At 68.2% G+C, this 11,813-nt stretch carries 15 protein-coding genes; 10 read left to right on the top strand and 5 right to left on the bottom strand.

What is annotated here, in order from left to right; all coding sequences use genetic code 11:
- Window position 1 precedes the first annotated feature (1 nt).
- From glgC to LQZ85_RS07945, 3 genes are all read left to right on the top strand, one after another.
- Entirely contained in the window at window positions 2-1,243 is a 1,242-nt protein-coding gene (gene glgC, locus LQZ85_RS07955; protein ID WP_053096406.1) for a glucose-1-phosphate adenylyltransferase, read from the top strand.
- Window positions 1,244-1,304: 61 nt separating this feature from the next.
- A complete protein-coding gene (gene serB / locus LQZ85_RS07950) occupies window positions 1,305-1,940 on the top strand; it encodes a phosphoserine phosphatase SerB (RefSeq protein ID WP_056278872.1) in 636 nt (211 codons plus the stop codon).
- Between the two features lie 32 nt (window positions 1,941-1,972).
- Entirely contained in the window at window positions 1,973-2,671 is a 699-nt protein-coding gene (locus tag LQZ85_RS07945; protein ID WP_056278873.1) for an alpha/beta hydrolase, read from the top strand.
- A gap of 21 nt (window positions 2,672-2,692) precedes the next feature.
- Here the strand turns inward: LQZ85_RS07945 and LQZ85_RS07940 are convergent, their stop codons facing one another.
- A complete protein-coding gene (locus tag LQZ85_RS07940) occupies window positions 2,693-3,400 on the bottom strand; it encodes a beta-ketoacyl-ACP reductase (RefSeq protein WP_053096412.1) in 708 nt (235 codons plus the stop codon).
- Window positions 3,401-3,534: 134 nt separating this feature from the next.
- On the opposite strand from LQZ85_RS07940, the gene LQZ85_RS07935 reads away from it, so the two are divergent.
- The 4 genes from LQZ85_RS07935 to LQZ85_RS07920 are packed head-to-tail and all read left to right on the top strand — an operon-like array spanning window position 3,535 to window position 5,569.
- Window positions 3,535-4,161 (top strand): DUF4190 domain-containing protein, encoded by a 627-nt coding sequence (locus LQZ85_RS07935; protein ID WP_230100747.1) that lies wholly within the window; start codon window positions 3,535-3,537, stop codon window positions 4,159-4,161.
- A gap of 51 nt (window positions 4,162-4,212) precedes the next feature.
- On the top strand, window positions 4,213-4,569 hold the full coding sequence (locus tag LQZ85_RS07930; RefSeq protein ID WP_056278875.1) for a DUF3099 domain-containing protein: 357 nt from the start codon (window positions 4,213-4,215) through the stop codon (window positions 4,567-4,569).
- Window positions 4,566-4,760, top strand: coding sequence for a hypothetical protein (locus LQZ85_RS07925; RefSeq protein WP_053096420.1), 195 nt, complete (start codon window positions 4,566-4,568; stop codon window positions 4,758-4,760). The genes LQZ85_RS07930 and LQZ85_RS07925 overlap by 4 nt, the downstream gene beginning before the upstream one ends.
- Entirely contained in the window at window positions 4,757-5,569 is an 813-nt protein-coding gene (locus LQZ85_RS07920; protein WP_056278876.1) for an SURF1 family protein, read from the top strand. Before LQZ85_RS07925 ends, LQZ85_RS07920 begins: the two co-directional genes overlap by 4 nt.
- 6 nt (window positions 5,570-5,575) lie before the next feature.
- On the opposite strand, the gene LQZ85_RS07915 is transcribed toward LQZ85_RS07920, so the two are convergent.
- From LQZ85_RS07915 to LQZ85_RS07900, 4 genes are read right to left on the bottom strand one after another with little or no spacing between them, the layout of a single operon-like run.
- Window positions 5,576-6,343, bottom strand: a complete 768-nt coding sequence (locus LQZ85_RS07915; protein ID WP_056278877.1) for a hypothetical protein — start codon at window positions 6,341-6,343, stop codon at window positions 5,576-5,578.
- A 3-nt stretch (window positions 6,344-6,346) separates the two neighbouring features.
- Window positions 6,347-6,781 (bottom strand): cupin domain-containing protein, encoded by a 435-nt coding sequence (locus LQZ85_RS07910; protein WP_056278878.1) that lies wholly within the window; start codon window positions 6,779-6,781, stop codon window positions 6,347-6,349.
- Window positions 6,778-7,395: a pyridoxamine 5'-phosphate oxidase family protein gene (locus LQZ85_RS07905; protein WP_056278879.1), complete on the bottom strand. Its 618-nt coding sequence runs from the start codon at window positions 7,393-7,395 to the stop codon at window positions 6,778-6,780. Before LQZ85_RS07905 ends, LQZ85_RS07910 begins: the two co-directional genes overlap by 4 nt.
- A 46-nt stretch (window positions 7,396-7,441) precedes the next feature.
- Complete coding sequence (locus LQZ85_RS07900; RefSeq protein ID WP_053096429.1) at window positions 7,442-9,040, bottom strand: ABC-F family ATP-binding cassette domain-containing protein; 1,599 nt, start codon at window positions 9,038-9,040, stop codon at window positions 7,442-7,444.
- A 197-nt stretch (window positions 9,041-9,237) separates the two neighbouring features.
- Between LQZ85_RS07900 and LQZ85_RS07895 the strand changes: the two genes are divergently transcribed.
- Genes LQZ85_RS07895 through LQZ85_RS07885 form a run of 3 tightly spaced genes read left to right on the top strand, consistent with a single transcriptional unit; the run spans window position 9,238 to window position 11,794 of the window.
- On the top strand, window positions 9,238-9,858 hold the full coding sequence (locus LQZ85_RS07895) for a DedA family protein (RefSeq protein WP_053096431.1): 621 nt from the start codon (window positions 9,238-9,240) through the stop codon (window positions 9,856-9,858).
- Window positions 9,859-9,863: 5 nt separating this feature from the next.
- Complete coding sequence (locus LQZ85_RS07890) at window positions 9,864-11,129, top strand: sensor histidine kinase (RefSeq protein WP_056278880.1); 1,266 nt, start codon at window positions 9,864-9,866, stop codon at window positions 11,127-11,129.
- Window positions 11,126-11,794, top strand: a complete 669-nt coding sequence (locus LQZ85_RS07885) for a response regulator transcription factor (protein ID WP_053096436.1) — start codon at window positions 11,126-11,128, stop codon at window positions 11,792-11,794. The genes LQZ85_RS07890 and LQZ85_RS07885 overlap by 4 nt, the downstream gene beginning before the upstream one ends.
- Window positions 11,795-11,813: the final 19 nt, after the last annotated feature.

Below are 11,813 nucleotides of genomic sequence, written 5' to 3'. Positions count from 1 at the left end.
CATGTCCGCACCAAAGAAGATCTTCGGCATCATCCTCGCCGGCGGCGAGGGAAAGCGTCTCATGCCCCTCACGGCCGATCGGGCCAAACCTGCAGTGCCTTTCGGCGGACAGTACCGATTGATCGATTTCGCGATCTCGAACCTCATCAACTCGGGTCTGCGCCAGATCGTCGTGCTCACGCAGTACAAGTCGCACAGCCTCGATCGCCACATCTCGCAGACGTGGCGCATGTCGGCTCTCCTCGACTCGTACGTGACCTCGGTGCCCGCGCAGCAGCGTCTCGGAAAGCGCTGGTTCTCGGGCTCGGCCGATGCGATCCTGCAGAGCCTGAACCTCATCAACGACGAGAAGCCCGACATCGTCGTCGTGATCGGCGCCGACCACGTCTACCGCATGGACTTCCGACAGATGCTCGACGCCCACATCGAGTCCGGCGCGAAGGCCACCGTCGCGGGCATCCGCCAACCGCTCGCCATGGCGTCCCAGTTCGGGGTCATCGACGCCGACACCGAGTCCGGCCGCATCAAGCAGTTCCTCGAGAAGCCGACCGACATCGCCGGCCTCGAGGACTCGCCCCACGAAGTGCTCGCCTCGATGGGCAACTACATCTTCGACGCGGATGCGCTGATCGCCGCGGTCGAGGCAGACGGCGAATCCCCGACCTCCGGGCACGACATGGGCGGCGACATCGTGCCGTATTTCGTCGATCGAGGCGAGGCCGGCTACTACGACATGAAGCGGAACGACGTCCCGGGCTCATCGCCGCGCGACCGCTCGTACTGGCGCGACGTGGGTACGATCGACTCCTTCTTCGACGCGCACATGGACCTGATCTCCACGCTTCCGATCTTCAACCTCTACAACATGGAGTGGCCGATCCACTCGCAGGCCGTGAACTCGCCGCCCGCGAAGTTCGTGCGCGACTCCGTCGGGCGCATCGGCAATGCGATCGACTCGATCGTGTCGCTCGGATCCGTGCTCTCGGGCACTCATCTGGAGCGCAGCGTCGTGGGTCCGTGGACACTCGCCGGAGGAGGATCCACCATCACCGACTCCGTCGTCTTCGACGGGGTGCGGGTGGGAGCGGGATCCAGAGTCCATCGAGCCATCCTCGACAAGAACGTGGTCCTGGCGGACGGTGCGACCGTCGGCGTCGACCGCGAGCGAGATCTGGCTCGCGGGTTCACCGTGACCGAGTCGGGCATCACCGTGGTGGGCAAGGGCCTGTTCATCGAGAGGTGACGGTGTCGCCGCGATACGCGGCTGCACAGCGGGCCGTTCTGCTGTCGATAGGCTCGAAGGCGTGACTGCCGCGCGTTTCCTCGTCGTCCTCGATGCCGATTCCACCCTCATCCGCAACGAGGTGATCGAACTGATCGCCGATGAGGTCGGGCGTGGCCCTGAGGTGCAGGCGGCCACCGAAGCCGCGATGCGCGGCGAGATCGACTTCGCCACGAGCCTGCGCTCCCGCGTCGCTGCGCTCGAAGGCGTGCCGGTGTCGGGTTTCGCGCGCGTGCTGGCGCGCATAGAGCCGACCCCTGGGGTGCGCGAGCTCACTGCGGCCGTCCATGAGCGCGGTGGTGTCGTGGGAGTCGTGTCCGGGGGGTTCCACGAGATCCTCGACGACGTCGCGCCCGGGCTCGGCGTCGACCGGTGGCGCGCCAACCGCCTCGAGATCGTGGACGGCGCCCTGGCCGGCCGCGTCGATGGCGAGATCGTGGATGCCGCGGTGAAGGCCGCCTCACTGCAGCAATGGGCCGACGAGCTCGGGGTGGCCCGTCACGCCACCATCGCGATCGGAGACGGAGCCAACGACCTGCAGATGATGGCCGTCGCCGGTCTCGGACTGGCGTTCAATGCGAAGCCTGCCGTACGCGCGGCGGCGAGTCTCGTGATCGGCCCGCAGGACCTCTCCGAGGTCATCGCGCTGCTGCCCTAGCGGATGTCCGAGGCCCCGTCTAGCGTCGGGGCATGGACATCATCCTCATCCCCGGTCTCTGGCTCGACGCGTCCAGTTGGAGCGAGGTGACCGCCGACCTCGAACGCGCGGGGCACTCGGTGCATCCCCTGACGATGCCCGGCGTCGGTCTCCCCGCCGCCGCTTCCTCCGACATCGGAATCGCCGAGTGGGTCGATGCCGCCGTGGCCGCGGTCGACGACATCGGGGCACCCGTGGCCGTCGTCGGTCACAGCGGCGGCGGCAACGTCGCCTGGGGCGTCGCCGACGCACGGCCCGACCTCGTCTCGCGGGTCGTCTTCGTCGACACGGTGCCGCCGCCCTCCGGGTTCGGCATCAGCGAATTCGAGGTCGTCGACGGCGTCGTCCCCTTCCCGGGGTGGGACTACTTCCCCGCCGAAGACGTCGACGACCTCGACGACTCGACCCGCGCCCGCACCGCTCCGCTGGCTCGGAGCGTTCCCGCGCGGGTGCCCACCGATCCGATCGAGCTGCGCTCGGAGCAGCGCCACGGGGTCCCCGTGACACTGCTGATGGGCGCGATGGATCAGGAGACTCTCGAGTCGGAGCTCGAGCAATGGGGCCCGTACGCGGATGAATTCCGAGCGATCGGCGATGCCGAGGTCATCCGCATCGGCTCAGGTCACTGGCCGCAGTTCTCGGTTCCGGGCCGCTTGGCCGAGCTCATAGACGCGGCGGTCTCCCGTCGGTGACGACAGGGCGTCGGTCTCGGCTCAGTGCCCCATCCCGAGGCCGCCGTCGACGGGGATGACCGCGCCCGAGATGTAGCCGGCGTCGTCGCCCGCGAGCCAGGTGACCACACCCGCGACCTCGTCAGGAGTGGCGAAGCGTCCGGCGGGAATGTTCGCCTTGTACTGCTTCTGAGTCTCCTCGGGCAGCTCTGCGGTCATGTCGGTCTCGATGAAGCCCGGCGCGACGACGTTCGCGGTGATGCCGCGTCCGCCGAGTTCGCGGGTCAGCGATCGCGCAAAGCCCACCAGTGCGCTCTTCGATGCGGAGTAGTTCACCTGCCCCGCCGAGCCGTACAGGCCCACGACGCTCGAGATGAGGATGACGCGTCCGAAACGAGCCCGCAGCATGCCCTTGGACGCGCGCTTGACGACACGGAACGTTCCGCCGAGGTTGGTGGCGACGACGCTGTCGAAATCGTCCTCGCTCATGCGAAGGAGGAGAGTGTCCTTGGTGATCCCCGCGTTGGCGACCACGATCTCCACCGGCCCGAGCTGCTGCTCGACCTCGGTGAATGCCGCGTCGAGAGCCGCGGCGTCCGTGACGTCCGCGCGCACCGTCAACGTGCCGTCGGGGCCTTCCCCGCTCCGCGCCGTCACTGCGACGCGGTATCCGTCACGGACGAATCGCTCTGCGATGGCGCGGCCGATGCCGCGGTTGCCGCCGGTGACGAGGACGACGCGAGAACTCATTTCCACTCCTGATCTGGCCGCTGGGGTCGGGGCCTGGTCGTCCTCGATCCTACCGAGGATGCCGCCGTCCGACCGGCGTCGTTTGACAGACGGACGCCGCGACTGGAACGCTGAACCCGACGAAAGGCGCCACCGTGAGCGACAACAGCATCCCCACCCCTTCGGGCGGACCGCAGCCGACTCCCCCGCCGCCCGCAGCGCCGGCACCACCCGCACAGCCTTACCAGGCAGCTTCTCCGGCGGCGCAGCCGCCGTCGTACCCGACTGCCCCTCCGGCGTCGCCCACCCAGGCGTACCCGGGCGCCGCGCCTTCCTTCGCGCCGAGCCCGCCTGTCCACGGCGGCGGATCGATGCACCCCTACGGCTCAGCGTCTGCAGCGTCGCCCTACCCGACGTCCGCTCCCGGCCAACCCGCCACCGGATACCCGAACTACGCGGCACCGAACTACGCAGCACCGAACTATCCCGCACCTCGCCCGGCGAGCGGACTCGCGGTCACGTCGCTGATCTGCGGAATCGCCGGAGTCGTGCTCTTCTGGGCTGTGGTGCCTCTGCTCGCCTCGATCGTCGCCGTGATCACCGGCCACATGGCGCTCCGACAGACGAAGGCGAACCCCTCGATCGGCGGACGCGGCATGGCCTTCGCCGGCCTCATCATGGGGTGCATCATGGTCGCGGTGCTCGTCATCGGCATCGTCATGACGGTCATCGGGTTCCTGTTCTTCGGCGCCTTCACTCTGCCCTTCCTCTTCTCGACCTGAGCGGCAGACGGGCGCGCCGTGGTGCCCGCACCGGCGTAGGCTGGACTCATCGTGAAGAGCAAGCCACTGGTCCCTGCTGTCACCTCGCTTCCGCAGTCGCCGAAAGACGAGGCGGACCACCGCGTGCGCCGATACGCGCTCACCATGACGATCCGCATCGTCTGCTTCGCGCTCATGATGTTCGTGCAGCCCTACGGCTGGTACACATGGGTCTTCGCGCTCGCGGCCGCGCTCCTTCCCTACATCGCGGTGGTGTTCGCGAACGCAGGAAGCGACAGCACCGAGACGACGGCGGAATCTCCCGTGCAGCAGCTGGAGGCACCTGCCCCGGTTCCGACGCTTCCGGTCGAACAGGATCCGCCGCCTCACGTCATCACCATCCACGAAAGCCGCCAGGATCGCGAGTGAGTGGACTGGAGTGCTCGCGTGCCGGATGCCGGAGCGCGGCGACCACGCAGGTGGTGTGGCGCAATCCGCGTATCCATGCCGCCGACCGTGAGAAGATCTGGCTCGCGTGCGACGAGCATGTCTCGTTCCTCCACGACTACCTGGCTGCCAGAGACTTCCCCGTGACAGTGAGAGATGGTATGCCCTCATGAGTGCCCGGATGGGTCGATGGACCGTGTACGTGCTGATCGCGATCGGCTTCGCGGTCGGGTGCGCCTTCCTGTCGAATTGGCAGTTCGAGCGCAACGAGACGAGATCCGAGCAGATCGCTCTCGTCGAGAAGAACTATGACGCGGATCCCGTCCCGCTCTCCGACCTCATCGGCGCCGACGGAGCCCTCGAGCCCGGCGACGTCTGGCATCCTGTCGTTCTGAACGGCGAGTACATCGCCGATGACCAGCTCCTCGTGCGCAATCGGCCCCATGGCGGCACGAGTGCGTTCGAGGTTCTGGTGCCGTTCCGCGATGTCGACGGACGTGTGTTCATCGTCGACCGCGGATGGGTGCCGCCCGGTGACGGTGACTCCCCGGATGCCGTTCCTGCGCCTCCGAGCGGAGAGGTCGAGGTCATCGTGCGTCTGCGTCCCGGAGAGCAGCTGCCGGCCTCGGGACGCGGCGCTCCCGAGGGCCAGGTGCCGACGATCAACCTCCCCTCGATCGCCGAGCTGGTCGACGGAGACGTGATCACGAGCGCGTACGGGCAGATCGTGAGCGAGGAACCGGCGGGCGAAGGCACCCTGGGCCGCTTCGACTCCCCCACCGACGACCCCGGCCCGCATCTGTCGTATGCGATCCAGTGGATCCTGTTCGCGCTGATGGGCTTCGTGTTCATCGGCTACATCATCCGCACCGAGATCGTGAAGCACCGCGAAGAGGTGGAGGGGATGCCCGCACCCGTCAAGAAGTCCCGGCGCCGTGACAGCGATGCCGACGTCGAAGACGAGCTCCTCGATGCTCGCTGAGACGCGTCAGCCCCAGGCCCGCACGTCCACGACGAGGGCGGACTTGGGGTAGCTGCCCGAGGGCGTCCCGATCTCGAAGAGATCGATCAGGAGCATCAGCGGATAGTCGGGCGACTGCGGGATCCGCCGCAGCACCCTCCCCTCGCAGCCGATCACCGTCTCGCCGTCACCCCAGACGACTGTCCAGGTGTGCTGCTCACTCGCGTCGAACGGGAGCACCACCTCGGCCATGTCGGTCTGCAGACGCGGATCACCGTGCGCCTTGATGCCGGTCCGCGCTGGAGTCGTATTCGAGACCGCATCCGCGTCGATCTCGAAGATGCAGATCTCGCCGGCATCCCTCTCCGAGAGGTGTTCGATCCCGACGAGCCAGGCGGCGAGCATGCATCCTTCGTCGGTGCTCGCGGCGACGGTCACATCGATGCGTCCGCGGGCGGGAGCGAACAGCAAGTGCAGAGGCGTCTCCGTTCGCACCTCCAGACCGTCCGGACGATGTCGGTGCGTGCCGCGCGCCGACCCGACGGATCCGGAGAACACCGCGGTCTGCACATTCGACACACGGAGCGGGGCATCCTCCTTCCGCCAATCGAGCTGATCGCTGTCGATGCGCAGGCGCAGCACCGAGTCGACGATCTCATATCGCGCCGCCGACCTCTCGGGAACCGTCCAATGCGGGAGGTAGTGGGCGACCCATTTCTCGTCGTCGAGCCCCGTCGAGAAGTCGTCGGCGAAGCTCGGGGCCTCTGACGGCGGAGGCGGGAGAACCTCGCTCATCGTTCAGTCGGTCCAGGGCAGCGGCCGGTCGGGCAGGCGCGTACTGTCATCGGGAAGATGCGGCAGCTCCTGGCCTCCGGCCCGGATGCACAGCCAGCGGAGCTCCCCCGCACTGCCAGGGTGAGACCGCCAGGTGCGGGCGACCCCCTGACCGACTCGGATCACGGTGCCGGGGCCGACCTCGACGATCTCGTCGTCGAGCCCCATCTGCCCGCGCCCCTCGAGGAAGACGTAGAGCTCCTCGATGCGTGAATGAACGTGCCAGTACCCCGCCTCCTCACCCGGAGCGAGCGCGTTCGCGGTGAGTCCGATGAACTGCATCGTCAGCTCGTGGTCGACGACGCGGCGACCGTCGCGGGAGCGCGCGGCATCGAAGCCGCCGTGGTGCTCACGCCACTCGTCCAGCGCACCGATCTCGATGACCTGGAAGTCGCTCATGCGCGAGCCTCCTCCTCGATGCGGTCAGCGGCGCGACCGGAGAGCGCCCGGCTCCAGCCGTCCGCGGATGCCTCGTACACGAGGCGGGTGTGGTTCCGATCGGTCTCCCCCTGCCAGAACTCGATGCGGCTCGGGACGATGCGCCAGAGCACCCAGTCCCCGTCGGCGATGCCGGCCTGTGCGGCCGCCGAGCGAGCAGCGAGGTCGGCGGCGCTCTCCTCGGGCGTCGCCTCCTCCACGCGGCCGCGCACGCGGACTGCACGGACCTGCGGCTGCCACCAGAAGTTCAGGGCCGCTGCCGGCACTGCGCCGAGCTGCGCGCCCTTACGGGACGACCGCGTGCTCGCGAAGGCCCACCCTCGTTCGTCGATCCTCTTCAGGATGAGCGTGCGCGCATCGGGGATCCCGTCCTCGTCGACCGTCGCCAGCGTCACCGTGTGCGGTTCCGCCACCCCGGCTGCGGCGGCGGCGCGCAACCACTCGGCGAACAGGACCGCCGGGTCATCCGGCAGGTCGCGGATGTCCCAGTCCGGAGCGACGCCGGTGAGAGCGTGGCGTCCTCTGAGCCAGTCGTTGAGCGGATCGAGGGCGAGGTCGGAGTCGTCATGGGTCACCCTGTCGACTATGCCACTCCCGTCGGACGTGGCCACCCCGGACGCGTTACGCGAGCTCGATGAGGTCCTGGTACTCCTGGCTCCAGAGGTCCTCGACACCGTCGGGAAGGATCAGCACGCGCTCCGGGTTGAGCGACTGCACCGCACCGGGGTCGTGCGAGACGAGGACGACTGCACCCTCGTAGTGCGCGAGAGCGCCGAGGATCTCCTCGCGAGACGCGGGATCGAGGTTGTTGGTGGGCTCATCGAGCAGCAGCAGGTTGGCCGAGGAGACCACGAGGGTCGCCAGCGAGAGACGCGTCTTCTCGCCGCCCGAGAGAACCCCGGCGGGCTTGAGCACATCGTCGCCGGTGAAGAGGAAGGATCCGAGCACCTTGCGCGCTTCCATCTCGGTGATGTGCGGAGCGGCCGAGACCATGTTCTCGAGCACCGAGCGGTTCACGTCGAGGTTCTCGTGCTCCTGCGCGTAATAACCGACCTTGAGCCCGTGGCCCGGCTCGAGCTGGCCCGTGTCCGGCTCGTCGACTCCGGCGAGCATCCTCAGCAGCGTGGTCTTGCCCGCACCGTTGAGTCCGAGCACGACGACCTTCGATCCGCGGTCGATCGCGAGGTCGACATCCGTGAAGATCTCGAGCGATCCGTACGACTTCGACAGCCCCGTCGCCATCATCGGGGTCTTGCCGCAGGCGGCGGGTTTGGGGAAGCGGAGCTTCGCCACCCGGTCTTCCTGGCGGACCTCGTCGAGACCCGCGAGGAGCTTCTCGGCGCGCGCGATCATCTGATGAGCGGCAGCGGCCTTCGACGCCTTCGCACCGAAGCGGGCGGCCTGCTGCTGCAGCGTGGTGGCCTTCTTCTCGGCGTTGGCTCGCTCCTTCTTGCGGCGCTCCTCGTCGGCCACCCGCTGGCGCAGGTAGTTCTTCCAGTTCATGTTGTAGGTGTCGATGATCTGGCGGTTCGCGTCGAGGTAGAAGACGCGGTTGACGGTCTCGCCGACGAGCTCGACGTCGTGGCTGATCACGATCAGCCCGCCCTTGTAGTTCTTGAGGAACTCGCGCAGCCACACGACGCTGTCGGCGTCGAGGTGGTTGGTCGGCTCGTCGAGGATCATCGTCTCCGCATCCGAGAACAGGATGCGCGCGAGCTCGATGCGACGACGCTGTCCGCCCGAGAGCGTCGAGAGCGGCTGATCGAGGATGCGGTCGGGCAGCGAGAGGTTGTTGGCGATGGATGCCGCCTCGGCTTCTGCGGCGTATCCGCCCTGTGCCTCGAACTGCTCGGTGAGGCGCGCATAGCGCTTCATCGCCTTCTCGGCCACGGCGGGGTCTTCCGAGCCCATGGCCAGCGAGGCCTCGGTCATGCCGAGATTCAGCTGTCCGAGTCCGCGGGCATCGAGGATCCTCGTGCGCGCCAGATCCTCCGGGTTGCCCGAACGGGGATCCTGGGGAAGGTAGCCGAGCTCTCCGGAGCGCGTCACCGTGCCCCCGGAGGGAAGGACGTCGCCGGCGAGCACCTTGGTGAGCGTGGTCTTGCCTGCACCGTTGCGGCCGACGAGACCGATCTTGTCTCCGTCGCTCACACGGAACGACACGTTCTCCATCAGGAGGCGTGCGCCCACGCGGATCTCGAGTTCGTGCACGGCAAGCACAGGCGGGATGTCCGTTCTTTCAAGGGGGTTCAGGCCGAGGGGCCAAACTCCCAGTATAGATCGCTCGGCTGGGTGTTCAGTCGACGTACGGATCGTGGTGCAGTCGTCGGCCTGTGCACAGATCTACCTCTGCGGGTGGATGCGATCGATACCTCAGGGTGATGCCCTGCGTGCCCTCCGCTTTCTAGCCTGCTGAGGTGGACGTCATCAACGAGCTCATCCTGCAGACCGTCGCCTCCCCCTGGCTGTATGCCGTGCTGCTCGCGGTGACGATCATCGACGGCTTCTTCCCGCCTGTTCCGAGTGAGACCGTGCTCGTGGCGGCAGCCGCCGTGCTGGCATCCTCAGGAGAGCCATGGGCGCTGATCCCGCTCGGGCTCGTCGCCGCCGTCGGCGCGACCATCGGCGACAACATCGCATTCGTGCTCGGTCGTCGACTCGGCACGACCCGCTGGGCGTGGATGCGTCGACCGCGGATCGCCTCGGCCTTCGCCCACGCGGAACGCGCCCTCGACCAGCGCAGTGCGGCTCTGATCCTCGGCGCTCGATACATCCCTGTCGGCCGTGTCGCTGTGAACATGTCGGCGGGCGCGCTGCGATTCCCCTGGAGGCGTTTCCTTCCCCTGAGCGTCGTGGCCGGTCTCAGCTGGAGCGCGCTGAGCCTGGCGATCGGGCTGCTCGCCGGATCATGGATCGAAGATCAGCCCCTCGCCAGCGCCGGGATCGGCATCGGGGTCGCTCTCATCATCGGACTGGTCATCGACCGCGTCACCGCTGCCCGGCGTCGACGCGCCCCCGTCCCGCAACTGGCAGGATGACACTCATGGCACGTCGCCTGCCCCGCACACCCCGCACACCGCGGACTCCCCGCATCAGCCGTCGAACGGCCGCGCTCGCCGCGCTCGCCGTGGCGAGCCTGGCGCTCTTCGCGGTGCTCGTGTCGCTGCAGACCGTGCTGTACGGCACCGCGTTGCCGCTGACGTTCATCCTCGGCGCTGCACTCTGCTCGGCGCCGCTGCTCTCTTTGCGGTATCCGCGGTGGGCGATCGCGATGTTCTGCTCTGCGGCGTTCGCGCTCCCGCTGCTGGTCGTGCCCGATCAGGCGACTGAGGCGCCGTGGCCGTGGTCGGTGCCCGCGCTCGTCACCTTCGTCCTCTTCGTGGGCGTCGTGACCTTCATCCATGGCGCGCGCCTGGGCGTCGTCCCGCTCGGCGTCGGCGCGCTGCTCTCCCTCACGGCCCCGCTGCTGCGCCCCGAGATCGTCGCCACTCCGGCGACGGCAGGCAGCGCCACGGCAGATCTCATCGTGACCACGTCTGTGGCCGCAGCCGTGTTCCTGGTCGCCATACTGGTCGCAGGACGCGTGAGGGTATCTGCCGAGCTCACGAAGGAACGGGAGCATTCAGCCCTCGAAGAGTCCCGCCGCGCGCTCGTCGAGGAGCGCACCCGTATCGCCCGCGAACTGCACGACGTCATCGCCCACAGCATGTCGGTCATCCAGGTGCAGGCGTCCACTGCTCGATACCGACTCCCCGAGATCGGCGACGCGGCGACGTCGGAGTTCGAGAGCATCGCGGCCACAGCGCGGGGATCGCTCACCGAGATGCGGCGGATGCTGGGCGTGCTGCGCACCGAGGATCAGGCGGCCGAGCTGGCGCCGCAGCAGAGCATCGACGATATCCCGGCCCTCGTCGACACGATCCGGCGCGCCGGCGTGACGGTGGGGCTCGAGATGACGGGCGCGTTCACCGACGCCCCGCAGGCCGTGCAGATCGCCGCCTTCCGCATCGCGCAGGAGGCGCTCAGCAACGCGGTACGGCACGCGTCCGGCGCCGCCGTCACGGTGCGCCTGCAGGCGGATCTCCACGCCATCGGCATCCGCGTCCGCAACGGCCGCGCCACCACTCCACCGGCTCACCCCAGCGGAGGCTATGGACTTCGCGGCATGCGTGAGCGCGTCGAACTGCTCGGCGGGTCCTTCACCGCCGGCCCCACCGCTGAGGGCGGGTGGGAGGTCATCGCCTCCCTCCCGCTGCACGAGCGTCCATCGAGCGAGACCACCGCTCCGATCACCCAGGAGAACCCGTGACGATCAGCGTCCTCATCGCCGACGACCAGGCGATGGTGCGCGCCGGATTCGCCGCTCTGCTCGATGCGCACGAGGGAATCCGTGTCGCAGGCCAGGCGGCCGACGGAGCCGAAGCCATCACCCTCGCTGCCCGCCTCGATCCGGACGTCATCCTGATGGACGTGCGGATGCCGCAGGTCGACGGCATCGAGGCCACTCGGCGCATCCTCGGACCCGCCTACCCTGCGGCTCATGTGCCGAGGATCCTCATGCTCACGACCTTCGACATCGACGACTACGTCTACGACGCGCTCGAGGCCGGCGCGAGCGGATTCCTGTTGAAGGACGCTCTTCCCGAGGAGCTCGTGCACGCCGTGCGCGTCGTCGCCGGCGGCGATGCCCTGCTCGCCCCCAGTGTGACGCGGCGCATGATCGAGCAGTTCGCCGGACGTCGGCCCCGCACCGCGAAGGCGGCGACCTCGCTCGCAGACCTGACCGATCGGGAGCGGGAGGTGCTGGTGCTCATCGGTCGCGGACGGTCGAACAGCGAGATCGCGTCCGACCTCTTCATCGCCGAGCAGACCGTGAAGACGCATGTCGGCAAGGTGCTCGCCAAGCTCCGACTCCGCGACCGCGTGCACGCCGTGATCCTCGCCTACGACACGGGTCTCGTCGAGCCCTCCTGAACCGCTGCTCCGGGTCACA

The sequence above is a fragment of the Microbacterium sp. Bi98 genome, assembly GCF_918698045.1.
GTDB lineage: Bacteria > Actinomycetota > Actinomycetes > Actinomycetales > Microbacteriaceae > Microbacterium.
The sequence above is the reverse complement of the archived record's forward strand: the minus strand, read 5'-3'. Positions and strand labels throughout refer to the sequence as shown.

Coding starts and splice junctions, on each gene's coding strand:
- glgC (WP_053096406.1), top strand. CDS start 2: ATGTCCGCACCAAAGAAGATCTTCGGCATCATCCTCGCCGGCGGCGAG.
- LQZ85_RS07945 (WP_056278873.1), top strand. CDS start 1,973: ATGGACATCATCCTCATCCCCGGTCTCTGGCTCGACGCGTCCAGTTGG.
- LQZ85_RS07940 (WP_053096412.1), bottom strand. CDS start 3,400: ATGAGTTCTCGCGTCGTCCTCGTCACCGGCGGCAACCGCGGCATCGGC.
- LQZ85_RS07920 (WP_056278876.1), top strand. CDS start 4,757: ATGAGTGCCCGGATGGGTCGATGGACCGTGTACGTGCTGATCGCGATC.
- LQZ85_RS07915 (WP_056278877.1), bottom strand. CDS start 6,343: ATGAGCGAGGTTCTCCCGCCTCCGCCGTCAGAGGCCCCGAGCTTCGCC.
- LQZ85_RS07910 (WP_056278878.1), bottom strand. CDS start 6,781: ATGAGCGACTTCCAGGTCATCGAGATCGGTGCGCTGGACGAGTGGCGT.
- LQZ85_RS07890 (WP_056278880.1), top strand. CDS start 9,864: ATGGCACGTCGCCTGCCCCGCACACCCCGCACACCGCGGACTCCCCGC.